Annotated in this window: 21 protein-coding genes; 10 read left to right on the plus strand and 11 right to left on the minus strand. The window is 64.8% G+C overall.

Annotated features, from left to right (window positions below; all coding sequences use genetic code 11):
• Positions 1 to 211: 211 nt before the first annotated feature.
• The 5 genes from ACJH6J_RS27830 (at position 212) to ACJH6J_RS27850 (ending at position 6,225) form a co-directional block, all read left to right on the plus strand.
• Positions 212 to 1,384, plus strand: coding sequence for a site-specific integrase (locus tag ACJH6J_RS27830; protein WP_226519167.1), 1,173 nt, complete (start codon positions 212 to 214; stop codon positions 1,382 to 1,384).
• On the plus strand, positions 1,381 to 3,897 hold the full coding sequence (locus ACJH6J_RS27835) for a tyrosine-type recombinase/integrase (protein WP_406803088.1): 2,517 nt from the start codon (positions 1,381 to 1,383) through the stop codon (positions 3,895 to 3,897). The genes ACJH6J_RS27830 and ACJH6J_RS27835 overlap by 4 nt, the downstream gene beginning before the upstream one ends.
• Positions 3,894 to 4,442, plus strand: a complete 549-nt coding sequence (locus tag ACJH6J_RS27840) for a DUF6262 family protein (protein WP_226519162.1) — start codon at positions 3,894 to 3,896, stop codon at positions 4,440 to 4,442. Before ACJH6J_RS27835 ends, ACJH6J_RS27840 begins: the two co-directional genes overlap by 4 nt.
• 256 nt (positions 4,443 to 4,698) lie before the next feature.
• On the plus strand, positions 4,699 to 4,941 hold the full coding sequence (locus ACJH6J_RS27845) for an anti-sigma factor family protein (RefSeq protein WP_406804861.1): 243 nt from the start codon (positions 4,699 to 4,701) through the stop codon (positions 4,939 to 4,941).
• A gap of 69 nt (positions 4,942 to 5,010) precedes the next feature.
• Positions 5,011 to 6,225, plus strand: a complete 1,215-nt coding sequence (locus ACJH6J_RS27850; protein WP_103799463.1) for an epoxide hydrolase family protein — start codon at positions 5,011 to 5,013, stop codon at positions 6,223 to 6,225.
• Between the two features lie 13 nt (positions 6,226 to 6,238).
• On the opposite strand, the gene ACJH6J_RS27855 is transcribed toward ACJH6J_RS27850, so the two are convergent.
• Positions 6,239 to 7,498 carry a cation:proton antiporter gene (locus tag ACJH6J_RS27855; RefSeq protein WP_219819104.1) on the minus strand — a complete coding sequence of 420 codons (1,260 nt, stop codon included), beginning with the start codon at positions 7,496 to 7,498 and terminating at the stop codon, positions 6,239 to 6,241.
• A gap of 1,061 nt (positions 7,499 to 8,559) precedes the next feature.
• Here ACJH6J_RS27855 and ACJH6J_RS27860 point away from each other — a divergent pair.
• Entirely contained in the window at positions 8,560 to 9,171 is a 612-nt protein-coding gene (locus ACJH6J_RS27860; RefSeq protein ID WP_406803089.1) for a hypothetical protein, read from the plus strand.
• Here ACJH6J_RS27860 and ACJH6J_RS27865 read toward each other — a convergent pair.
• From ACJH6J_RS27865 to ACJH6J_RS27890, 6 genes are all read right to left on the minus strand, one after another.
• Positions 9,086 to 10,219 carry a hypothetical protein gene (locus ACJH6J_RS27865; RefSeq protein WP_103799465.1) on the minus strand — a complete coding sequence of 378 codons (1,134 nt, stop codon included), beginning with the start codon at positions 10,217 to 10,219 and terminating at the stop codon, positions 9,086 to 9,088. The genes ACJH6J_RS27860 and ACJH6J_RS27865 overlap by 86 nt on opposite strands.
• The gene (locus tag ACJH6J_RS27870; protein WP_103799466.1) at positions 10,216 to 11,307 is read right to left on the minus strand and encodes an ImmA/IrrE family metallo-endopeptidase; all 1,092 of its coding nucleotides are present in this window, start codon (positions 11,305 to 11,307) and stop codon (positions 10,216 to 10,218) included. The genes ACJH6J_RS27865 and ACJH6J_RS27870 overlap by 4 nt, the downstream gene beginning before the upstream one ends.
• Positions 11,304 to 11,927 carry a hypothetical protein gene (locus tag ACJH6J_RS27875; protein ID WP_103799467.1) on the minus strand — a complete coding sequence of 208 codons (624 nt, stop codon included), beginning with the start codon at positions 11,925 to 11,927 and terminating at the stop codon, positions 11,304 to 11,306. Before ACJH6J_RS27875 ends, ACJH6J_RS27870 begins: the two co-directional genes overlap by 4 nt.
• Positions 11,928 to 12,016: 89 nt before the next feature.
• The gene (locus ACJH6J_RS27880) at positions 12,017 to 12,877 is read right to left on the minus strand and encodes a DNA-processing protein DprA (RefSeq protein ID WP_103799468.1); all 861 of its coding nucleotides are present in this window, start codon (positions 12,875 to 12,877) and stop codon (positions 12,017 to 12,019) included.
• Positions 12,870 to 13,700 carry a phosphoribosyltransferase gene (locus ACJH6J_RS27885; protein ID WP_142394589.1) on the minus strand — a complete coding sequence of 277 codons (831 nt, stop codon included), beginning with the start codon at positions 13,698 to 13,700 and terminating at the stop codon, positions 12,870 to 12,872. Before ACJH6J_RS27885 ends, ACJH6J_RS27880 begins: the two co-directional genes overlap by 8 nt.
• An 88-nt stretch (positions 13,701 to 13,788) precedes the next feature.
• Positions 13,789 to 14,025, minus strand: a complete 237-nt coding sequence (locus ACJH6J_RS27890) for a DUF2188 domain-containing protein (protein ID WP_103799470.1) — start codon at positions 14,023 to 14,025, stop codon at positions 13,789 to 13,791.
• A gap of 121 nt (positions 14,026 to 14,146) precedes the next feature.
• Between ACJH6J_RS27890 and ACJH6J_RS27895 the strand changes: the two genes are divergently transcribed.
• The 4 genes from ACJH6J_RS27895 to ACJH6J_RS27910 all read left to right on the plus strand — a co-directional run bounded on the left by ACJH6J_RS27895 (position 14,147) and on the right by ACJH6J_RS27910 (position 18,247).
• Positions 14,147 to 16,207: a DEAD/DEAH box helicase gene (locus tag ACJH6J_RS27895; RefSeq protein WP_103799471.1), complete on the plus strand. Its 2,061-nt coding sequence runs from the start codon at positions 14,147 to 14,149 to the stop codon at positions 16,205 to 16,207.
• 30 nt (positions 16,208 to 16,237) lie between these two features.
• Complete coding sequence (locus tag ACJH6J_RS27900) at positions 16,238 to 16,477, plus strand: hypothetical protein (RefSeq protein WP_103799472.1); 240 nt, start codon at positions 16,238 to 16,240, stop codon at positions 16,475 to 16,477.
• A gap of 76 nt (positions 16,478 to 16,553) precedes the next feature.
• Entirely contained in the window at positions 16,554 to 17,012 is a 459-nt protein-coding gene (locus ACJH6J_RS27905) for a hypothetical protein (protein ID WP_103799473.1), read from the plus strand.
• A complete protein-coding gene (locus ACJH6J_RS27910; protein WP_103799474.1) occupies positions 17,009 to 18,247 on the plus strand; it encodes a helix-turn-helix domain-containing protein in 1,239 nt (412 codons plus the stop codon). The genes ACJH6J_RS27905 and ACJH6J_RS27910 overlap by 4 nt, the downstream gene beginning before the upstream one ends.
• A gap of 144 nt (positions 18,248 to 18,391) precedes the next feature.
• Here ACJH6J_RS27910 and ACJH6J_RS27915 read toward each other — a convergent pair whose 3' ends face one another.
• From ACJH6J_RS27915 to ACJH6J_RS27930, 4 genes are all read right to left on the minus strand, one after another.
• Positions 18,392 to 19,267, minus strand: a complete 876-nt coding sequence (locus ACJH6J_RS27915; RefSeq protein WP_258045173.1) for a hypothetical protein — start codon at positions 19,265 to 19,267, stop codon at positions 18,392 to 18,394.
• A 1,181-nt stretch (positions 19,268 to 20,448) separates the two neighbouring features.
• Positions 20,449 to 21,009: a DUF6262 family protein gene (locus tag ACJH6J_RS27920; protein ID WP_103799476.1), complete on the minus strand. Its 561-nt coding sequence runs from the start codon at positions 21,007 to 21,009 to the stop codon at positions 20,449 to 20,451.
• Positions 21,006 to 23,093, minus strand: a complete 2,088-nt coding sequence (locus ACJH6J_RS27925; protein WP_181029268.1) for a site-specific integrase — start codon at positions 23,091 to 23,093, stop codon at positions 21,006 to 21,008. Before ACJH6J_RS27925 ends, ACJH6J_RS27920 begins: the two co-directional genes overlap by 4 nt.
• Before the next feature lie 293 nt (positions 23,094 to 23,386).
• Positions 23,387 to 23,609: hypothetical protein (locus tag ACJH6J_RS27930; RefSeq protein ID WP_406803091.1), on the minus strand; the 223-nt coding region annotated here is incomplete at its 5' end.

Genomic DNA, 23,609 nt, shown 5'->3' on the forward strand with positions numbered 1-23,609 from the left:
CCGGGGCCGTTTAGGACCATCGCCGACGTCGAGTACGCGACAGCAGCCTGGGTCGAGTGGTACAACAACCGAAGGCTTTTTCTGGGGTTGGTCAGACTGTTGCGTGACGTTGCGTAGCTCGGCGACACGGGCCGGTTCTGCAACAGATCTCCTGGGGTGTGGTGCTCGTGGCTGGTAGTGGTAAAGCTGCCTGCTGCGAAAGGAGATCGGGGTGCGGGCGTTTCTAGTGAAGTTGCCGTCGGGGGCGCGTTATTGGACGGTGCTCGATGAGGATTTGGTGGTGGTGGCCGAAGCGGATGCGTTCTTACGGCATGTCCGATTCGGCCGTGACTGCTCGGAGCTGACTACCAGGTCGTATGCGGGTGGTATCGCGTTGTTCCTGCGCTGGTGCGCTCGTAGCGGCCGGCACTGGCATGACGGGGTGGCAGCGCTGGGGTTGTTCATCATCTGGCTGCGCCACGCCGGGCCGCAGGCCAGTGGTGTCGATCCTGTGGTGGGTGGGCAGGTGCTGGCGGGTCCGGGGGCGGAACCGGTACGTGAGGCCCGACGGATCAACGGTGTGCTGACCGCGGTGCGGGGGTTCGTCGCCCACGCAGTGACCTCCGGGCAGGCGCCGGGCGAGCTGTTGGGGTTGATCTACGAGCTGGCCGATGCGAGTGATCTGCCGGCGCAGGCTCGCGGCGAGGACCACCATGTGGCTTGGCGGATGCGGGCGCGGCATCGGTTGCATGAGCCGGAGGCGGCGGTGGACCGGGCCAGCGATGCCGAGATCGTGGCGTTGGTGCGGGCTTGTCGGTCGGCGCGGGATCGGCTGATCGTGTTGTTGATGGCTCGTGGCGGGCTACGCCGCGGCGAGTTGTGTGGGTTGCGGCGCTCCGATGTTCATCTGCTGGCCGACTCGCGGGTGCTGGGCTGCGTGTTCCCGCGGGCTCACCTGCATGTGGTGCGCCGGGATAATCCGAATGGCGCGTGGGCCAAATCCCGCCGCCAGCGGGTGGTGCCGCTGGATTTCCTGGTGGTGCAGGGGTTCGACGGCTACCAGTTCGAGCGGCTTGCTGTGCCACGGGCGGGTGAGTCGGATTTCTTGTTGGTCAACCTGTTTCGGGAACCTATCGGGGCGCCGATGCGCCCGGACGCGATCAATGAGGTGATCACCGCGTGCTCGCGGCGGGCCGGGATTGAGCATGTCACGCCGCATCGTCTGCGCCATGCGTTCGGCAGCAATCTGGCTGATGCGGGTAGCGGTTTGGATGAGATCGCCACGTTGATGGGTCACGCGTCGATGAGTTCGTCGCAGGTTTACCTGCACCCCGATCCGGGCCGGCTGCGTGAGGCCGTCGATCGGGTTGCCAGCCCGCGTGAGTTCGCCGGGACCGACCGGTGAGTGTTTCGCAGGCGCAGGCGCAGGCGCAGGCGCTGGCGCTGGCACCGGTACCAGGCGCCCCTGCCGGGGAGTATGTGTTCGCGGGCAGGCCGATCGACCACCACGTCGGGCGGATCGCTGCCGTGGTCGACCCGGTCTTCCTGGCCGAGGCCGGCTGGGATCCTGCCCGGCAGATCCTGGTGTTCGCACCGCAACATCCGCTGCTGGGGCGCCGAATCTGCCGCGCCGAGGGCTGCGCGACGACCGCGACCGGGGCGGCGGGAATCTGTGGTGTGTGCCGCAAACGGCTCATCGAGAACGGGCTCGATGCCTCTGAGGTCGCCGCACTGCCGCCTCGGGAACGGCGCAGTCAGCGCCGCGGTCCGGAACGCTGCCGGGTGCACGGTTGCGCGCGGGAATGGCTGTCGCTGCGGTCGGGGTTGTGCTCGGCGCATGCCGAACAGAAGCGCCGCATGCCAGGAGTCGGATTCTCGGCGTTTCTCACGCATCAGACGGTGAAACCGCTTCCGCTGCTGCCTGATTGCTCGGTCCAGGCCTGCGTCCGGCAGCGCCGCCATCCTGCCGGGCTCTACTGCGATGCCCACCAGCAACGGCTGCGCAGCCTCCGGAAGCAGGACCCGGGTCTCGACGAATCATGTTGGCAGGCTACCGAATCAGCGATAGGGCGCGGCGGTGAGGTGAGCCTGCGTGGGTTGAGTCCGTTGGTGGTGGCGCAGCTGCTGGCGGGGTTGCAGCAGCGCTGCCGGATCAACGCGGTCAAGACCAATGATGCGGTGCTACGGGTGCTGGTCAACGACATCCGCGCCCAGCGGGTGGCCTCGCTGGCTGACTACACCATCGGCGAGGACCGCGATCTGGAATTCACCGGCCTGGCCAACTGCCTGGCCGGCCACGCTCGCCGCGTCTTGTCTACCCCGGAAACCGAAGTGGTCACCGATGTTTGGGAGCTGGCGGTGTTCGGGCACAGCGGCACCCTATCGTTCACCGGTATCAGCCAGCACTGGCTGCGGGAGGCGGCCAAAAGATGGGCCGCCGACGATCTGCCGAAACGACGTGTTCGGGCCGGGCGGCGCACCAGTGCCGGCTTGTCGGTGCGCCACCATATCGGCTGCCTGACACGGTTGTCGGAGTCGCTGCGGATGCGTACCGACCGCGGTGAACACCCGGCAGCGTTAGGCCGCACCGACATGGAGGCATTCCTGCACCGGTTGGCCTACCTCGAATCGGTCGGGCAGATCAGCGACGACGCCCGCATCCGGGCCTGCCGTGAGGTCCGTGCCGTGCTGACCCGAATCCGGGCCATGGGGTTGACCCGACCCGACCGGCTAGCCGCGGGCCTGGGCGAGGACTTCGCGATCGCGGTCAGCGACATCCCCGCCGAACCTGAACCAGGAGAACCCAATCGCGACCTACCGCCGGAAATCATGGCCCAGCTGTGCGCACACCTGGATCGACTGACCTCGCCGGAGATACGCACCGCCGTCGAGTTGGCCATCGACACCGGCCGGCGTCCCGAGGAAATCTGCGCCCTGAACTTCGACTGCCTGACCCGCGACGACGACGGATTACCCGTGCTGGTCTATCACAACCACAAAGCCAACCGGCTCGCCCAGCGGCTGCCCATCACCGAGCAGACCGCCACCGTGATCATCGCCCAGCAGCAACGGGTTCACCAACGCTATCCACACACCCCGGTCGGTGAACTCAAGCTGCTGCCCACCAACCGCCGCAATCCCGACGGGAGCCGCGCGATCACCCCATTTACTGTCGCGTTCGCCCACCGCACGTGGGTCGATGCGATGCCCGTCCTGCACAACGTCGACCGTGTCGAATACGACAAATCCAAGATCGTGCTCTACAGCTACCGGCACAGCTACGCCCAACGCCACGCCGACGCCGGTGTTCCCGTCGAAGTGCTACGCGAGTTGATGTCGCACCGCCAACTACAAACCACCAGTGGCTACTACCGCATCGGCGAAACCCGCCGCCGCGAAGCCATCGACCGCGTCACCGCGATGCAGTTCGACCGCCACGGTAACCGCATCTGGCGACAAGCCCAAGCGCTGCTGGCCTCCGAACACGCCCGACGCGCCGTCGGTCAGGTCGCCGTCCCGTTCGGTGTCTGCGCCGAACCCTCCAACGTCAAAGCCGGGGGCGGCGCCTGCCCGTTCCGCTTCCGCTGCGCCGGCTGCGACCACTTCCGCACCGACGTCTCCTACCTGCCCGACCTGCACGCCTACCTCGACGACTTGCTGCGCACCCGCGAACGCCTACTCGCCACCACCGAACTCGATGACTGGGCACGCGCCGATGCGATGCCCTCGAACGAAGAAATCCGCCGGATCCGCCGCCTGATCGACCAGATCAGCCACGGCCTCGACGAACTCGAACCCGAACAACGCCAACAACTTCAGCAAGCCGTCACCCTTGCACGCCAACACCGCAGCGTCACCCTCGGCATGCCCCGTACCCGCCACACCCCGCCCGACCTACGCCCGGAGAGAACGACATGACCACCAACACAGCCGCCGTCGACGCGATGATCCAGGGACGTCGGGCCGACTCCACCCGCCGCCGCCAACGTGTCCTCAGCGCGCTCGACAACGCCATCACCGACGGCACCGAACTCAGCGTCACCGACATCGCTCGTCGCGCCGGGGTCGACCGCACCTTCCTTTACCGCCACCGCGACCTACTCGAACGCATCCACGCCGCCGAAACCGAGCCACCCGACAAACCAGACATAGGGCCCTCCGTTACCCGCGCCTCACTTCAAGCCGACCTGCTCGCCGCGCAGCAACGCTGCGCCCGCATGGCCGCACGCACCCAACAACTCGAGACACGACTATCGGAACTGCTCGGCGAACAAGCCTGGCGCGCAACCGGACTCGGCGCACCCACCGACATCGACCAGCTCCAACAACGCGTCGTATCGCTCGAACAGCAAGTCGTCGACCAGCGGCTACAACTTGAACAACGAGACCAGGACCTCGCCGCCGCCCGCGCCGCGAACCGCGAACTGATGACAGGACTCAATTCGTCCCGGCCAACCGGATAACACACCCGAACGAAACGCTTGCACAACACCTGTAGCGCACGATAATTTCAACGAACAGCCGCGGGACCTGCACAAACACCGGAGATTCGCACGAGCTTCAGGCCAGACCCCCAGAGAACCGACTGCACTCCAGTCTCGGCATGGTCAGCCCAACCGAGTACGAGCACGCCCACTACAGCGCCCTCGACCGAGAGCGTCAACCCGTATAGCAGCGGCGGAAAACCTGGGGCGGTTCATCTGCGAACAACTCGTCGAATTGGTCACTGACTACCTCGACGGCGCGCTCGACCCCGACGTCACCGCCAGATTTGACGCGCACCTGCTGGAATGTGATGGCTGCGTCAACTACGTCGAACAGTTCCGGTCGACGTTCAACACCCTCGGGCGGGTTCAGCCCGATCAACTCGACGAAGGCTTCCGAGAACGCCTGCTCGACACGTTCCGCGCCTGGACGACCACCCCTAAGCGAACACACGACAATCCGCACACGGACTCATGACCGCATCAGCTCCTGCCCACTGCATACCTGCAAGATTGCGACGTTGCATAAAGCCCCAACCGATTAGCGATGAATAGCTCCTCGCCCGCGACCGACGGTAATCGTGCGCTGTCATCGGCCGCCGACCCTGCACCGCGACCATTCGTCACACCGCCGACGACGATCCAGTGGGCCGACCTGCGCGCACGCTTGCGTGCGACCCGCTGGCCGGCCAGTACCGCGGGCACCGGGTGGTCGCTCGGGGCAAGTCTTTCCTACATGCGCGAGCTGGTCGAATACTGGGCCGAGGAATACGACTGGCCGAATCACGAACACGCACTGACCCAAGTACCACGCTTCCACACCGAGATTGGCGGTGCCTCAATCCATTACGCGCACATCAAGGCGAGGACGGCCGGTGGGCGCCCAAGCATGCCCCTACTCCTGGCCCACGGCTGGCCAGACTCATTCTGGCGATACACCAAGGTCATTCCGCTCTTGACAGACCCCGGGGCCCACGGCGCCGACCCGTCGGACGCCTTCGATGTCGTCGTACCCGACATGCCAGGGTTCGGCTACTCAATGCAGCCCACCGGCACGCCGCTCAACTCCATTGCCGTCGCCGATCTTTGGGCTCAGCTCATGACCGACCTCGGGTACTCCCGCTTCGGCGCAGCAGGCGGCGACATCGGTAGCGGCGTGTGCCGCTACCTCAGCCTCAATCACCCCGACCGAGTCACCGCACTGCATCGCCTCGACGCCGGAATGCCGGCAGGCGCCGCCGACGGCCATCTCACGAACGAGGAGCGGACCTGGCTCACGGCGGTCACGTCGTGGACCAACACCGAAGGCGCCTACGCCGCCATGCACCGCACCAAACCTGACACCGCCGCCTTCGGCCTCAACGACTCACCCAGCGGCCTAGCCGCCTGGATAGTCGAGAAATTTCGCTCTTGGAGCGACTGCAACGGCGACATCGAGGGAAGTTTCACCAAGGACGAAATTCTGACCAACGTCACCATCTATTGGCTCACCGGCACCATCGGATCCTCGATGAGCATCTACCACGCGAACGCGCACATCCCGCTCAATCAGCACACACGTCGGGTCAATGTCCCTTCCGGCTTCTCCTTGTTCCCCGCCGACATCCTCACCCCACCCGAGGCCTGGCTGCACCGCACCGCCAACACGGTATGGATCAGCCATCCGCCACGCGGAGGCCACTTCGCGCCGTTCGAGGAACCCGACATCTACGCGGACGAACTACGCAACTTCTTCCGACCTTACCGACCGCTTTCGACCTAATGACAGCCAGTGGTCAGGGCGAGGTGTCTCCTGTGCAGATGTCCGATGGAGCCGGCTCTTTCCTCCTTCGGCTCGCCAGCAGGAATATAGCCATACGCGGAAACACGATGACTGACAGTAGCCCGGCGGCCACTAGCGCGGCGTAGTTGGCCGGCTGCAGGAGCCCAAGTTCCACACCAATTCCTCCGGCCACCACCGGGATACTCAGCGACGTGGCCTGTAACAGTCCCGCCGCCAAGACCTGGCGCCCACCGCCGAGCAACGGACGGTACAAGACGGCCGGTACGGCTCGAACGATGAGAAGGGCGACGAGAAAGATGGGGACGTTGGCCAGGGCGGGCACGTGGTCGATGAGTGCTCGGACGTCGAGCGACACCCCGGTCCCAACGAAGAAGAATGGGATGAAGACGCCAAAGCCGACGGCATGCAGCTTCGTATAGAAATGGCTGTGTGTCATGTCCTCGTCGCGGTCCAGCAAGGTTAATGCCGCTCCGGCGAGGAACGCCCCCAGAATTGACTCAAGTCCGAAAGCTGTGGCCAGAGACGCGAAAACCAAGAGCAAGGCCACAGTTGCGCGGACCCGAATCTCGGCGGTGGTGTCCTGCAGATCGAGCAGCGTCTTACAGAACGTGCGGGCGCGCTCCAGGCCGAGAACGACGGCGATAACAACAGCTGTGAACCCGAGAAACGCCGCCAGCAGCGTGAGCCTGGCGCCAACGCCGGCCGACGTGTCTTCTGAAAACCATAGGGAAAGAAGCACTATGGGCACGATCTCGGCAATGGACGCACCGGCCACGATCACTTGACCGGCTCGGGATTCCACAACTCCCGCGTCCTTCAGAACCGGGAGGATGATTCCCAGCCCGGTTGCCGACAGGATCACAGCCACCAGCACCGGTGACCGAGTGAGCCCCACTAGGCCTAGCGTGACACCCACTAATGCCGCGAGAGCGAACGACACCACGAAGGCCCCCGAGGCGCGGCGCAAGAGTGGTCCCCTTAGATGCTGGACGTCAATTTCCAGTCCGGCCAACAAGAGTAGGAAACTCAAGCCGATCGTCGACAACACTTGAAGCGCGTCGTCCATGCGCACCCAGCCAAGCATTTGCGGACCGACGATGACCCCTACGAGGATTTCGAGCACGATCGCCGGCATTGGCAGCCGAAACACCCGCACACTGAGCGGCGAGAGTAAGGCGACGACCGAAACAATTGCCACTGAGGTCAGCGAAACGATGGCAAACCCTTCCGACTCGGAACGAACAGCGGTCACAGACCCGTGCTGAGTGCCGCCTGACCACGACGCCACCGACTACCTCCATTAAGGCTGGCGAATGGCGCTGCTCATAGTGCATCGTAATCTGCCTACGGTCGGGCGGCCTGCGGATAATGTACCGCAGAGTACAGTTTAGCCGCCATGTTGCCCCCGCAAACGACGTCGGAAACGCCGACTTGTACTGCCGCTCGACGGGAGGACTGGCACCCTCGTCGATCGCCTGGCCAATGCTGCAAGCACGTCCACATTTCTGTTCATCCCCGGCACCCGCTAGGCCCACCTGCGGCGGATCATCGGGCGCGGCGCGGAAAGCTCACCGAGATGCGATCGGCTCACGTCAGCTGCTGCGGTCAGCAATTCGCGAAGATCGAACATTGGTCACGAACGTGGGACGGACCCCCGGCGGTCGAGTTCTGAGACAACACGCAACTCAACAGTTCGCAGGTCAACATTGCTCACGAAGCGTAAGAAGTCACAACTGCGGGGTCCGCCGCCATATAGCACCCCGGCGCTATCCGCGACGGTGAAGCTCTTCACCAGTGGCGTTCGACCGCAACACACGTGTCCGGGCATTACTGCGCTAACACGCGTCACTACAACGCTTTCTAGCCCTTAAATGCTAGTTTTATCAGGATGACATCGATGCCGATTGGGCCGCGCCAAGTCAGTAGCCTGCGTCGGGTGACCATTCCCACCCGAACGTCGGTGCGGGTCGGAGTGCGGCCGGGATCGTGGGTTGTGGTCAGCGCTTCTCGCCGTGACCGAGGCGTACTGGTCATCCGCTCCACCGACGAGCCGATTCCTGGGTATGGCCTCAGGGACCCTCGACGCGCCCGCAAAGTCTCAGACAGCGGCCAGCTCACGCTGCCGGCGTCACTGCTTGATCAGGCGGGTATCGCCGTGGGTGGTTGGGTCGCGTTCACTACCACCGGTGTCGATCTGCGGGTGTTCGCCGCTGAGCGTGTTCGTGGGCCCAGGACTGGCCGGCGATGACCGACGGTCCCGGCGCGGCGGCTGGCAAGGACGTCAGGCAGGATGGCCCGATGCTTGGTGCTGACGTGACACCGCAGACACAGGATGCGCAGCTGGCTGTGGTGGAGCGTGCGGTGGCCAGCATCGTCGGTACCGTGGTGGCGCTGCCGGTTACCGAACTGTCGGGATGCCGGGGTTATCCGCTGATCCGGTGGTCGGCGGCGTTGGACGATCGCCTGGCCGGGGGGGTCGGCCCGGTTCTGGATCGGCCAACATTGTCGCGGTGGGAGTCGGCTACCGGTGCCGGCGGCGCGCCGCCGGCACCGCTGCAGATCGTGGGGGTGGCCTCGTCGGCGCCGTGGCGGCAGGCGGTCACCGCGGCGCGCCAGCTGCGCGGATTCGGCGCCGGATGCGTGTTGACCGGGAAGCGGCCTGCGACGATCAGACTGTCAGAAGCCGACTATGCCGGGGTCGGCGTTGTCTACGTCGGCCAGCACGGTGACCCCGAGGTGTTGGTGCGTGGCGACCACGACACCCGGCGGGCGCCGCGCATTGTCGCCACGCGGTACTGGGAGGAACGTCTGCTGGCGCACGCGCTGGCCGTCGGGTGTGTCAGACTCCTACAGCCGACGGCGATACCCGAACCCACTGCGCCAGTGAGTCTTTGGGAAGCCACAGCCCGTCAGTGGCCTCACTGACGGTGAAGTGCTCCAGTTGGGCTTGTAGACACAGTTGGGTCCATGCCGCCGGCGCCGACAGCCCCGCAGAGACCGCGGCGGTCAGGGCGGCGCCGATGTCGCCCAGTGCGGCCACCGAGTGCTTGAACGCCGCGTCGGCCGGGACGGAATCAGAGGCGATCCAAGTCAGGTCGCCACCGGCGCAGTAGGTGCAGTCGCACCGCCAGGCAGGCAAGCTCGGATCTAGGCGGTAGCTGTTCTCGAAGCGGCTGTTGAGGAAGTAGCCCAGCAGCGCAGGGATGAAGAAGGAGAGATTTTGCGCGCCTCCTCCCCCGTTTCGAAGTGGGTAGATGTGCCGGTAGGTCGAGGTGGTGCCCACGGCGGCTCCCGCGGCGCCGTGGGCTATCGCGCCCAGTGCGGCGGCATCGGAGCGCAGCAACAGCACCGGGGTCTCGGCGCCCAAAATTTCGACGAGGCCCTTGACGGCGCCGGGCTGGTCGAACGGGTCCTTCTCGTCTTCGACCATCAGCGCCACTGGCGTGGAGTGTCTATCGATCAGATCTTTGACCGTGCTGGCTTCGTCGACCACCCAACTGCCGGCGAGCGGCAGCGCCACGATGACCCGCGGACCTAAGGCGGCACCGCGTTGCAGCGTGGCGGTCAGACCACCGAGATCACCGTCAGCGCAGTATCCCGAATCGGTCAGGGCCCACGTCAGACCGTGATAGTGCTGGAAGCTGATCCAGTCTCGCTGCGGGGCAGCAGAAGCGAACTTGCGGTTCTTTCCTGTGTAGAGGCTGGCGTCGATGAGGATGTCGGCGTGCGGGGCGTGTTTGCGGGTGTAGTGGATCGCCCCCGCCGCGTCGGGCCGGGCATACGCGCGCCGCTGCGGGTCCACCGCGTACACGACGCCCACGCCGTGTGTGTGCACCAGCGAGGTCGCCGCGACGGTGCGATGACACTCGGCCTGCACCAGCAGGTCTGAGGTGAATCCCGCAAGCGGGCGGGCAGAGATCCGGCACGGCGGCGACGATGCCGGCAGTTCAGTATCGCCGGGAATGTCGGTCATGGCGCCACCACTCTCAGTCGGGTGCGGGGTGAATCATGTTGACCGACCAGGTAGTTGCGGGTGAATGCGTCGTCGGTCATGACCGCTGCCCGCGCGAGATCGTGCACCGAGTAATCGTGGTCGGTGACGTGCACGTCGATCACCGAGTTCAGGGTCCGCGGAGTCTCACCGGGCAACGTGCCCGGTTCGACTGTGCGCCAACCCAACCGCCCCAGCTTGATCTGGAATTCCCGGTACTGGCGCTCAGAGATCAGGTCGAGGTCATAGGCGCGGCGGATCAACGCCGCGATCGAGATCCCCCACTGCGCCTTCAGCTGCATCAATCGGGGAAACTCCGCGGTGGTCAAACCCGTGAGCAGCGGCACGATTTCGTCTGCAGGTGCCAAGAACTCCGCGGCGAACCGATCGGCCTCGCGTTCCTGATAGTCACCGGGCACGCTGTGCATGACCAGGTGCCCGGCCTCGTGCATGGTGGTGAATCTCTGTCGATCAGCGGGCAGTCCACGATTGAGCACCATGATGGGGGGGCGATCAGGGTCGTGCGGCCAGGTCGAAACGGCATCCTGTGCCGTAGTGCCCAGCGGGCGCATCACCACGATCACACCGACGGCTTCCAGCAGTCCCACCACGTTGGCGATCGGACCCGACGGGACCCGCCACCGGATCCGCAGCTCCCGCGCCACTGTTTCCGGCGTCCCAAACTCGTCGATGTCCATGCGCTCCAGCCGCGCCTGCGGCACGATCTCGATGCCGTGCAGCAGGCCCTCCACCGAGACCCGGGTCAGGTGGGTGATCGCCTCGATGCGGCGCTTGGTCGCCGCGGTCATTTTGGAGTGGCGTCGGCGATGGTGCAGACAGGTGACTTCCAGCCCCTGAACGGGGGTGTCGTCGACGAGTAATTGCGGGGGGCAATCCAGCGCGGCCGCCACCGCGGTGAGGTGCTCTCCGCGCAAATCCAGCAACCCGGATTCAACTTTGGAGACGAAACCCTGGCTGACGCCGGCGGCTTCGGCGAGGTCAGTCTGTGACCACCCCCGCGCTTCGCGCACCAGCGATACCAGGCGGGGATGAGCGACGACCTCGCTCACCGAACTCCTGACTGACCGTCGAGGCGTTCACGCACCACGGTGCGTGCCGACCGGATGATCGGCGCCGACAACGGAACCAGCGGGAGCTGACGCGCCGTCGTGGCGCTTCGCGGCAGGGCGAAGGAGTACAACGGCTCCTCACCGAGGTGACAGACCAGATGGGTGCCGGCCAGCCTCGTACCGCTATCGTCCACGACGTAGCCCGCGGTGAGGATGGTGGCTTCGGGCGCACCTGGCAAGCAGGGATCACCGAGGTGATAGGCCAGGCGGGTTTGACGCTCGGTGTCTGACGGGCACACCCGCAGCTGCGCGGTGAGCCTCTTAAACCGCAGCTGCACGCGGCCACCCTGAAGGCTGACCCACGGGCGGCCGTAGCGATCGGCCACCGCCGCTCCGGCAACACCGGCGAACAACCGGTGCGCCGGGGCGCGCACGAAGTCGGTGACCAGCATGGCCCGAGTCGCCGCCCCCGCCCGGCCCAAAGAAGAATCAGGCTGGTCGCGCAGCAGCTGATAGTCACGCCAGGCACTGTGCAAAATCTCGCCCAAGCGCGGCAGATGCGGGCGCACCACCGGCAGCATCGCGGTCGCACTCACCGGCGGGTCAGCGAAGTCGTCCATCCGGGACTCCCTTTCAGGTCGGTATCCGCAACCTACCACCGACTTATCGGATCGGCATATTTGGACACGCAATTACCGGGCTGTTGGAGTTACAGCAGGAGGCCCTGCTGAGGTTCCTCCCCCAGAGCATCCAGAGCCTGGCCCAGTTCTTCCCGCGACCGCACCGGACGTGCGCCGGCCTCGATCAGCAACCGGTTGCCCGCCGGCGTCTCGTCGCCGAAGTTAAGCACGAAGACCGGCCGAGCACGTTTGAGCGCGTCACGGCCGGCGGCCAGGGTGCCGCCTTTGTCTCCGGCCTCGATGACGACCAACGCTCGGCCGAGGCCGAAGATCACGTGATTGCGCGCCATCGCCGCGTACGACGCCCACGCTTGTGCGGGATGAAATTGGGAGACGACCAGAATGCGTTGTGGGTCATAGGCTTTGGTGAAGTCACGTTTGATGCGGAACCGGTTGATTCCCTCAGCCAGCACGATCACCGTGGTGCCGCCGCGGTCCAATGCGGCCAGATGAGTCTCGGTGTCGACACCTTTGGCGTACCCGGACACGACCGCCAGGCCACGCGCGCTGACTTCCTCGCCGCAGGCACGGGCGGCCTTGAGTCCCAGCGGGGTGGCTCTGCGTGATCCGCACATGCCTGCCGACGGCGTGGTGAGCAGATCGAGATCGCCCGAGCAGAACAGCGTCGCCACGACCGGGCGCCCATTGACGATCAGCGATGACGGAAAACGACCGTCGTCGAGGTTGATCGCCACCACGCCCCGCTGCGTGAGGTCATCGGCCTGGCGGGACAGTGTGTCTCGCGTGCTGGTGTCCAGGACGTCCCATTCCCGGCTCACCAAGTCTTTGCCGGCCTGCAGCAAGGCGGCGATCGTCTTGGCGGGCGTGCGGTAGCGCTCCAACGCCACCAGCGCCCGCAGGTTCGCGTCGAACGCTGCCTGCTCAGCCACTGATGGTCTTCGCGGCCGCGATTCCGTACACCGCCGTAGCGCCGGCCTTCCGGGCGGCCAGCGCCGTTGCGCGCATGGTCATCCCAGACTTATACACGTCGTCGACGACGATGCAGGCGCCCTCGACCATGGCGGGCAGCACGAACTGTCCGTCCAGGCCGACGGCGGCACCGCCGCCTTTTCGGGGTTCCCGCGCCGGTCCGGTGGTGCTGATCAGCGTCTTGCCGGCCTGTTCGGCGACACCGGCGGCGATGTACTCACCGACGGAGTTGCCGTCACCCTTGGAACCCGGGACCGACACGACAAACGGCGCAGCCCGCAACGCGGGATGGCGTTCGACCACCTCCGACAGCAGCTCGATGAGCCGGTTCGCCGACGCTCTTTGGATCCGCGGGTTGCTGACCCAATATTTCGCCTTCTGGACCAAACCGCCGGCTACGGTGTTTTCCCAGTCAGTCGAGGCGACCGTCGGGTCGAGGATCTTGTACCAGTCCAGTGTCACCGCCAGATCGAGGTGGTCGTCCTCGGTAGGCAGCACGAGCACCTCTTTGAGCAGATTGATGAGGCGTTGGGCCCCCTCGGGATAGCCGGTGGGCCAGTGCAGGCAGGTGTCGTAGTCGGCGGCACGGGCGGCCGGGAGCGGGGCGAGCCTGTCGAACCGATCCGCGAAACAGTGCTCGATGTGGGCCACTGGCAACCGGGGCGACTTCAGATAGCTGCGGGTCCAGGTCGGGCCGGCCGCGCTGGGTCGGGCGTAGAGCACCGCCTCGATCCGGCAGGGCTCCTCCATGGCGCGTCTCAACGCGTCCAATCCGATCCGCATTTCGATCTCCTTCTCCATCCGCCCGGGGATGGTCGCTGGCCGTGGCGAAGACCTGGACGGAGGGATCTTCGGGTCGCAGACGGTGGGGTCAGCCTTTGGACCGACGCGGGTCGTTGCCCGGTGCAATGGTGTCCTGTGCGCGGATGGTGCCGTTGCGTGCCCGCACCTGCATTTCGCCGCCGCCGTCGTTTCCGAGGATGGTGCGGGCCCGAGCGATGCCCTCGGCCTGGGTGCTCACCACCTTGCTCGCCCGGGCAGCACCCGGCTTGCGGATCTCCCAGTTGCCGTCGTCGCGGTGCTGAACGACACGCTTGTTGGTTCCCATCACGACCTCGCTTTCGAAGATCCGCCCCGGTCCGCACCGCTGAGAGGCGGCGGCACCGTACTGCTGCGGCCCACCATACCAGAATCTTGTGAGGGTTGATTAATGTTGTATAATAATCCCTATGGTTGATGAGGGCTTTCTGCGGGTGGCGGAGGCGGCGACTTATCTCGGGGTGTCCGCCCAGACGTTGCGGCGCTGGGATCGCGACGGCACCTTGCCCGCGTTGCGGCGCCCCGGCAGTGACTACCGCTATTACCGGCGCGCTGACCTGGAGCCGTTTCGGCTGCAGTACCGCCGCGCCCAAGAGGCCGCGGCGGCCGGCGCCGACAGCAGTGTGTTCGCCACCGCCAACGCCGACATTGAAGCCAATGCCGCGTTGCGCGACCCGCAGCGCGACGCCCACCGCGCGGTGCGTGAGCACTTCGCCGCCAACGCCGCGCCGGCGATCGTGCAGATCCCCGTCGGGTGCGGCAAGACCGGCATCATGGCCACGCTGCCATTCGGTATCGCGCGCGGCCGCACGCTGGTGATTACCCCGAATTTGACCATCCGCAAAGGCGTCGCCGACGCGGTGGATATCACCAGCCCGCAATGCTTCTGGACCAAGTGCCGGGTGCTGTCGGACTTCACCGCCGGGCCCTGGATGGCGGTGCTCGACGGGCCCAACGCCAACATCCACGACGCGATCGAAAGCGATTTCGTGGTGTGCAACATCCAGCAGCTGGCCAGCCAAGCCGACCGCTGGTTGCCCCAGTTTCCCGCAGACTTCTTCGACATGATTCTGGTCGACGAGGGACATCACGCCGCGGCTGAGAGCTGGCAGAAGGTGTTCCGCCGCTTCCCCAACGCTAAGGTCGTCAGCCTGACTGCGACGCCGTTTCGGTCTGATCAGCAGCAGCTGCATGGCGAGGTCGTTTACCGGTACCCGTTCACCCGGGCGATGATCACCGGCTACATCAAGCAGATCCACTCCCGCAACGTCGCGCCCGCGGAGCTCTACTTCACTTACCGCGACGACACCCGCCGCCACACCCTCGACGAAGTTCTACAGCTGCGCGAGGAAGCGTGGTTTCGCCGCGGTGTGGCGCTGAGCACCGAGTGCAACCGCCACATCGTGGAAGCCAGCATCCAGGCGTGTAACCGCATGCGCGCCCAGACCGGCATCCAGCACCAGATCATCGCCGCGGCGTGCTCGGTCGACCACGCCCGTCAGGTCGCCGCGCTCTACAACGAGTGCGGGTACCGTGCCGCTGAAATCCACTCCGACATGGATGAGGACGACCAGGACGCCGTCATCGAGCGGCTGCGCCAAGGACAGCTGGACTGCATCGTGCAGGTGCAGATGCTCGGCGAAGGCTTCGATCACCCCCGCCTCAGCGTCGCGGCGATCTTCCGCCCCTTCCGCAGCCTGGCACCTTACATCCAGTTCGTCGGACGGGTCATGCGCGTCGTGCAGGAAGGCGCCCCCGAGCACCCCGACAACCAGGGCCACATCATCTCCCACGTCGGGCTCAACAATGACGCCCGCTGGGCGGAGTTCCGCGAACTCGATCTCGACGACCAAGCTCTGGTGCACGGCTGGGTGGCCGGCAACACCGACGCAGACGGGGACGGCGACGGAGATGGCGAGCCGCGCGCTCGCCGCTTCGACGACGGCATGCTCGTCGACAACGAGATCCTCACTGACTTCGTCGAGCACACCTACCTCGACCCCACCGATGACCGGGTCCTCGACGAGATCCTCAACCGCGAAGTCGCCCCCGGGGTTCGACTGGCCACCTTGGTCGACCGCGAGCGCCTGCGTGAGCAACTGATGGCCCAACAGGCGGCCGCCGCGGCGCCTGCCCCGCAACCGATTCCGGTCTCTCCGCAGCGCCAACGGCAATCGGCGAGAACCCGGGTCAACGAACGGACCAAGTCGGTGGCCAACCGCGTCCTGTCCGACTTGGGTCTGCCCCACCGCGGTCACCAGCTCATGGCCGTGACCGGCGGACGCCGCCAACACAACTCGGCCATCGTCATCCGTCTCCTGCACGCCGCGATCAACGAAGCCGTCGGCATGGACAACAACACACGAGCGGAGTGGACCCGGGAGCAGATGAGCACCATCTTCGAGCGCATCGACGACATCGCCGACACCGTCCGCGACACCCTGCAAACCCAATTGTCCCCACGCGGGTAACACCCCGCACCGTGCCCTGAAGGAGTCGGCATGCCTACCACCAAAGCGGTCCTGCGCCACATCCGCGTCGAAACCCCGCGCACCAACCACGAACGCCCGTGCGCTGCCCACAAGAAGGGTAAGAAGGCCCACTTCATCCTCGCCGGCGACACCCACCTGGTTATCGTCGAAAACGACAAGGCGATCAGGTACTGCCCGCCGGCGGCGGCCGAAATCCTGGACCTCGCGCAACAGGACCTCGACGCCCTGCGCCAACAACTCGGTACCTGACCGCCTCGCGGCGATCCGGACCATCAACCACAGAGCAATACCGATCACCTGACGAAAACACCTGGGAGAATTGACGATGAATTATTTGACGATCCTGGACACCGTGGAAAACAGCCTGCCGGAGCACTGGACGGAGGTGACCGACGTCGTCACCGACGATGGCCATCACAACGTGTACGTGTTCCACGACGACGCCGCCATCACCCTGGCCTGGGGCAAAGACCACCGTGACGGGCAGCCATGGACCGAGGCGTGGTCGCAGGCCGGCGGATTCCCGGACAACAAGATCTACGGTCACTGGTTCGACATCCGCTACCACGGCGTGGTGATTCACCGCGACCTGCTCCTCAGCGTCGACGGCCACCGCGGCGAGCTGCCTAGCGGCCAACCAATCAGCGAGAAAGGCAAAGGCATCATCGGCATGCGGGTGACCGAGCCCGAAGCCCGACGCGCCCGACTCCTCGACAGCCTGGTCCACGGCCCCAGCTCACAGTTCGACCGGTACTTCGCCAGCGCCAACATCCAGTACCGATGAACAACGACCAGCCGCCCAAGTCTCTACCGCTGAACTGGGATCCGCGCACCGAACAGGAGCTGGCGCACTGCGCCCGCAACGGGCTTCTGGAAGAGACCCACCGTCTCGACATCAAACGCGAACTCGAGTCGGGAAACTCGGCGAACAAGAAGTTGGCCAACGACATCGCCGCGTTCGCCCTCGACGGCGGCATCATCGTGATCGGAGTCGACGAGGACACCTCACCGCCGAGCCTGTCACCAGTCGCGCTGGACGGGCTGGCCGAACGCATCGAGCAGATCGCCCGCATGCGGGTCGAGGAAGCCGTCCAGATCCGCACCACCGAAATCGAATCCACCACCCGCCCCGGACACGGCTATCTCGTCGTGCACATCCCGGTCTCCCCGCGAGCACCACACATGGCCGACGGCCGCTACTACGGCCGCGGTGACAAGACCAACCGCGTGCTGTCCAACACCGAGGTGGTACGACTACTGGACCGTCGCCTCGCCGACCGGCGCGACCTGCGCGCCGAGGCCAGCGCGATCCGTACCGACCTCGTCGGCGCCGACGCCCCACTGTTCGTGGCCGTCGCCGACCCCCTCGGGGCACCCGAGGAGATGCTGGTAGCGTTGACCGAAGATCCGCAATGGCCCTCCACCGCAATCGAACTCATCCACGCCGCCGTCACACGTGAACACCAGCAGTACGCGCCGACATTAGCCCAAGCCGGCGGTTTCGCCCGGCGCGCCGACGGAGTCGCGGTCACCACCGGAATGGCGAACGGCGCCCGATTCGAGGGCAAGGAGTACGCCGCCGAAGTCGTCTTCACCGAATCCGGACGACTCATCCTGGCTTCCGAACGCGCCGTGGCCACCTGGTCGTTTGGCAACGTGATGCCGCCACCCCCGGATGCCTCCGTTGTGTTCGAAGCGCTGATCCTCGGTCACTTGAGTCTGCTCGCCCGGCTCGCGGCAGCGGTGTCCCGGCGCTGGGGCTTCACCGGCAGCTGGCGCCTAGCACTGTCGATGAACGGGCTGCGCGGCGCACAATCGTTGACATTGGCTGAGGAAAGGTTCGGCGAGCGAGGCACGGTCTACACCGCAGACCTGTATGAACGGGTGACCGAAGCCTCCCTGGAAGACCTCGGCGACAATCCTCAGCAGATCGTCGCCGCGCTGGCCTCGCCGCTGCTGCGCAGCGTCGGTAGCTACCCGAGATGGGCCAACCACCTCAACACGTCGACCACCGGGTGACATTCTGTCGGCCACCCGGTGACAATCTGATGAGGTAACGCCGGTGCCCACGGGGCTGTATCCAACTGCCACACAACGGGTCCACCACGGCTTGCCTCACGAGCGCATCCCCCAATAGACCCCCAAAGGGCACTTCGCGGCGGCTCACGGCGAGGGCAGTCGGATGCCGCACGCGGGGCACCAGCGGGGTGGTGTGCCGAGCGCGGCCTGGATCGCTGTCAGGGCGTCGAGGTGATGGATGCACTCCCGTCGGGTGAGGTGGGTGCGGATCATGTCCACGATGAACTGTGCTCGCTCCAGGGGTGTTGTCCCATAGTTTTCGGTGTCGGTGGTGCCGGTGGCGATGACGTCGCCCCCCTGCAACTCGCGCTCGTGGTATCGGATCGCGCCGTCGTCGCCAGCGCCGGTCACAGTCCGAACGAAACGGCCGCTCGGTCGTAGATTGAGCTCGATGTACCACTGGTCGTGGCGCTCGCGAAAATAGAAGCTATGACCATCGATTTCACCGCGCCACTGTTCGGGAGCCAGGCCGCCGTGGCTGTGCACAAGGACGCCCGGCTGCCGTGCGAGCCAGACCTGCAGTTCGGCGTCGGCGGCCTGCTCCGCGGCGGTGATCCGTTGGCCCTCAGGCGATTGCCAGAACCGCGCAATGCTCTCGCGCCACTGGTTCACGGCGTGACGACGGGCCTCGGGTGTGCGTGAGCAGGGACAATCGAATCCGTAGTCGTGCAGATCGCTTTCTGGCAGTCGAGGATGGCAGGAACAATGGCAGCGGGCTCCGCTGTCGATGTAGCGCCACACGGTCAGCGCGTCCAGCGTCGCATCGGCGAGTTCATCGGGAACTGCGACACCGAGCTGGTCGAACATATCCGTCAGATGTTCGCGGTAGCGGGAGCGCGCCTGGCTGCGGTGACGTTCGACGCGTTGTCGGTACTCGGCTTCCACCATGGCGGGGTTGCTCGCGCAAAGGTCGGAATCCTGGTTCACAGCGATCGAGGGTGACACGCCCAAAGCCGTCATGTCGACCGATTTTTTCGACGTCCAGGCATAAAGGAAGGATTCGCCGAGCTGGCGGCTCCACCCAAGAGCCAATGAACAGCGCGCGATACGGCTGGAATCTAACCCCAACCGGCTCGAAGGAGTAATCCTGTTGACCCCCGCCTGCCGGCAGCGAAAGACAAGACCCTAGATGACCACCCACCATTTCACCGCGAAATGCTCGTGCCACGATGCCCGTCGAGAGTTATGTGGCGACTGCGGCGACTGCGGCGACTGCCTCGTCGAGGGTAGGGACCACGGTCACGATGTTGGTGACACCGGTGAGCTTCATCGGGCGGCTGGTGGCCGGACCGTCGGCCACGACGGCGAATCCGATTCGCGGGGCCAGGTCAGTGGGCTTGCACCAGTAGTCCCATGCCGACGGAGGCCAGAAAGTCCACGGCGCTGAGGTCGACGATTACCGCGCGGGGGGGAGGCGGCCGTTGCGGTGAAACGCTGTTTCGAGCTGCGGGGCGGTGAGAGTGTCGACCGTTCCGCTGACTTCCAAGACCCTTATGTCATCGACGTGGCGGTCCCGGATCGTGCAATCTGCCGCGGCTGCGTGGCCTGTCGGATCGGGCTGGCCGGTCATGGTCGCCCGACATCTTGGCGAAAGAGAGCAGATAAGCAACTCCAACGAAGGGTTTTGCCGTCGACACGCCGGTGTTGGTCAACACCAGCACCGGCGATGAAGTTCGAGGGTCATTATCGAGGACTTCGGGCCGACCGCCGGCCACGGTGTTTACGTCGGCGACGAGATGATCGTACCGGCCGCCCGCAGATGGGCGGTCCTACTCGACGACGGCCGACTAGTTTTGTCGACAGCCGCCAGCTCGCCGCGATAACGGGCTAAGTCATCAGTGCATGGGGCGAAAGGGCTGCTCCCCCCGCGGTATTGCCGACAAGGATGCGCCGAGAATGTCGCTACATCTGTAGCACGACGTCGGCAACGGCTGCGCGAAGCGCCGGTTCTAGGAAACGCAGGGCGGATATGAGGCTGCTGAAACTCAATTGCGGTTTCGCCCGCCAGGCCGAAACCCGGGCCTGCCGCACGCCCCGGAAGCTGCAGCAGTGTGCATCTCATATGTCGCCGCGGTACAGATTCCCGCGAAGACCCCGGCGACATGGATGACGAATCCGGGTACTGTCCGGACGCGTGGCAGTCAGGTGGAGTTGTCGTCTCTGATCATCTTCTTGACGAGTTCACGTGAGGCGCTTAACGCGTCCTCTGCCTCGATGCGCTGTATGCGTTCAGCTTCGACTCGTGCGTTGAGTTCAGTGACCTGAGATCGCAGGGAGTCGTTGTCGTGGTGGAGTTCGTCGATCTCGCGTCGAAGCGAAGCCGCGTCTCCGAATTCGACCTCGGCGCCCAGCTTTTCGCGCAGAGCGCGTCGAAGCTGGGCAACCTCACTGCGCAGCTTGTCGTTCCGTGTCTTCAACAGCAGCACCTCCGTGCGAGGCACGGGCGCCGCGGCGGGTCGATGGATGGACCGCAGCGGCTGTGCCCGCCCGATATCGATATCTTCTCGGACGCCGGGTGTATAAACCAGCGATCGTGAGACGCCGGCGCGGCGTGCCACTGCGGCGAAGGTGACGGTGGCGCCCTCGTCGATCATGGCTTGCAGCGCGGCCCGCACCCGTTGCCGCTTGTCACGCGAGTGCTTGTGCTGTGCGGCCGCCAGATGCGGGGGCCGTTGACGGCTGGGTTCGGGTGCGGTCGTCATCGGGGGTCCTCGGATGTAGTGACCGGTTGAATTTTCAGCTGCGGGCGCTGCCCGGCGCGGATGCGCCGCATGATGGTTGCCGCCTCGAGAAGGTTGTTGCGGTCGTCCTCGCTCATGGCGTCGATCCTCTTCTTCATTTCCGCCACGATGCGGAGGTAGCTGGCGATTTGGCCGTCGATGGACTGCAGGACGTAGGGTTCGACCTCCATGGCGAGGGCGTGTTCATAGTTTTTGCGAAGGTCGTGGATCTCCTGCTCGATGGCCACCAGGTGGGAGGCGTCGGGTCGGTAGAAACCGCAGCCCGAGCATTGGAATCGAATCGGGCAGGTCTGGCCACCTGATTTGACGTTGGCTGGTTCGGTGCAGTTGCCGTACGGCACTGCGAGCGACCGTAATTGGTAGGTCGATGCATCGACCGGCGGGCGGGGTTGGCCTAGGTGGTTGAACGTGTGCTGGGCGACCTTTGTAATTGCCGAGCGTTTGCGTTTGTCACTGACCCGGTAATAGACGCCGACCGTATCTAGGCCATCATGGTCGAGCAACTCGGCAAGGACTTCGATCTCGGTGCCCGAGTCGGCGTGCCGTTGCGCCCAAGTGTGACGAAAACTGTAGGGATAGATGTTGGACCGATCAAAATCAATCTCGTTGCCGTCGGAGTCGACGATGCCCGACCCGATGAACGGGATGCTTTGAACCCAAAGTCGCAACGTGGCAGCGAAATACCTTGGATGAAGGTGGGGCTCCGCCGCGACCTCACTCACCGCCGGAAACAGGCACGGGCGTGAGGCTTTTGGGATGCTCAGCGCTCCACGCACAGACAGCCACTCCTGGACTTCTCGGGCCAGAGCAGCTTCGATGGGAAGATCGCGGCCCGGTCGGCCCATTTTATAGCTGTACCAACGCAAGACGGGTTCATCGGCGGTTCCGCCGATGCAGTCGGTGCGGAGGGCGCAGATTTCGATCGGTCGACGACCAGTGTCCCGCATCAACAGATAGATGGTGCGGAACATGGCTCTTACTTGGGGTTCGGTCATCAGGTAGTGACGTCGGCCAGCGGCCAATAGGTCAAGATTCGCGTCGAGAGTTCTTACCACGCTGTCCGGTAATGCCTTGGTGTCCTTCGATTCACGGTTGCGCCGCTCGGCCTGGTGAAACACGTGCTTTTTGGAACGGGCGAACGTTGTGGGAAGACCAGTGATGAGTTCGAGTTGCACACCTCTTTCAACGATCTTGAAGAATACGTTGTATTTCGCCATCCGGTAGGCGCGGTTCAGCAGCCGGCCGTCGGCATCGCTTTCCTCGGCCATCCGTTTGGCGACGCGGTCAGCGTCGCGTTGTCCGAGCTGAGAAGGATCCGATCCTCGGTCCCGTCGTCTGCCCAACACTTCAGAGCCATACAGCGCCGCTCTGTACGCATCGTAAAGATAGGTAGTCGTCGTCAGATCGCGGCAGTAGTTCATTGCCGCTGTGCGCAACCATTCTTGTTCGATGAGGGTGAAGTCGACGCCCTTTCGGCGTCGCGTGCCCCGTAGCGGCGACGGGTCACGAGAAAGGCCGATCTCGACGGGATCCCAATGCAGTTGACCTTTCAGGTCGACACCCTGGAATGACCGAAACCCCTCCCGCACATCGCGGGCGAACTCGAAAACCGTTGATCGATACGACTGGGTGAGGCGGCGGGTCTCCATGTCGGCTACCTCGCTATCGGTCAGCTTTGCAAACGATTCGATCCCATACTCGACGAGTCCGTTGACGGCCAAACGGATCACACTCGGATTGAGCTTGCGGTTTCTGCTATCGCGCACCGCTAGCGCGTAGAGGATCTCGTCTATCACCAACGGTGGCAGTTGCCCTAGCCAGAACTGATTAGCGTTCAACGCCGGATCAGCGCACAGGGCCCAGTCGGCGTGGCTTTTGTCGGATTGTTCGCGCTCCCAGCGCCCATAGTGGATCGAGCACAGCGGAATTCGTGACGTCTTAGCCGGCAGCTGGCAGGCCGCAACAAGACACTCCGCTAGATCGAGCGGGGGTGGAATCGAGTGGGGCCCCCCGTGCTCGATCCACACGTTCAACGACTGGGCCACCGCGTTGGGCTCCCTTATAGTGCCCGACCGAATCCTTCGCTGCCGCTTATGCCATTGGTAGTAGTGGTAGTGACACAGGCTCTTGGTATCGGCGACGCGCGGGCATCTCCGGTCATCGCGCGTGATGACGCACCGTTCTCGATCCGGAAACGTCATCTGCTGCTTACGTGTTCGCGTCACTTTCTCGGGCACGTCAGTTCCGTTGGCGCGCAGCTTGGCTTGCCGGTGTCTTCGCATGCAATAGTCGCAGTAAGTCGTGCGCGTGGTGAGCACACGGCAGTCTGGGCAACGCGTCACGAAAGTTTGTGGGTTGTGTTCGTCACCGCAGAACACCAGCGTTTGCGCGTCCCATTCGCCAGGTCGCCACGGATCAGGAGTGTGCTCTCGCAGCCAAGCCCGCCATTGAGCGACATCTGAGTCGTCACGGACAACCTGCAACGAGGAATTGTCAATACCTGTGGATCGGCTTGTTTCAGGCGACCTCCGTTCCAGTTGATTCGGTCGGTGCCGAGTCCG

The sequence above is a fragment of the Mycobacterium sp. SMC-18 genome (assembly GCF_045310895.1).
Taxonomy (GTDB): domain Bacteria; phylum Actinomycetota; class Actinomycetes; order Mycobacteriales; family Mycobacteriaceae; genus Mycobacterium.

Coding starts and splice junctions, on each gene's coding strand:
- ACJH6J_RS27840 (WP_226519162.1), top strand. CDS start 3,894: ATGACCACCAACACAGCCGCCGTCGACGCGATGATCCAGGGACGTCGG.
- ACJH6J_RS27850 (WP_103799463.1), top strand. CDS start 5,011: ATGAATAGCTCCTCGCCCGCGACCGACGGTAATCGTGCGCTGTCATCG.
- ACJH6J_RS27865 (WP_103799465.1), bottom strand. CDS start 10,219: ATGACCGACATTCCCGGCGATACTGAACTGCCGGCATCGTCGCCGCCG.
- ACJH6J_RS27875 (WP_103799467.1), bottom strand. CDS start 11,927: ATGGACGACTTCGCTGACCCGCCGGTGAGTGCGACCGCGATGCTGCCG.
- ACJH6J_RS27885 (WP_142394589.1), bottom strand. CDS start 13,700: ATGCGGATCGGATTGGACGCGTTGAGACGCGCCATGGAGGAGCCCTGC.
- ACJH6J_RS27890 (WP_103799470.1), bottom strand. CDS start 14,025: ATGGGAACCAACAAGCGTGTCGTTCAGCACCGCGACGACGGCAACTGG.
- ACJH6J_RS27895 (WP_103799471.1), top strand. CDS start 14,147: ATGGTTGATGAGGGCTTTCTGCGGGTGGCGGAGGCGGCGACTTATCTC.
- ACJH6J_RS27900 (WP_103799472.1), top strand. CDS start 16,238: ATGCCTACCACCAAAGCGGTCCTGCGCCACATCCGCGTCGAAACCCCG.
- ACJH6J_RS27905 (WP_103799473.1), top strand. CDS start 16,554: ATGAATTATTTGACGATCCTGGACACCGTGGAAAACAGCCTGCCGGAG.
- ACJH6J_RS27910 (WP_103799474.1), top strand. CDS start 17,009: ATGAACAACGACCAGCCGCCCAAGTCTCTACCGCTGAACTGGGATCCG.
- ACJH6J_RS27915 (WP_258045173.1), bottom strand. CDS start 19,267: ATGACGGCTTTGGGCGTGTCACCCTCGATCGCTGTGAACCAGGATTCC.
- ACJH6J_RS27920 (WP_103799476.1), bottom strand. CDS start 21,009: ATGACGACCGCACCCGAACCCAGCCGTCAACGGCCCCCGCATCTGGCG.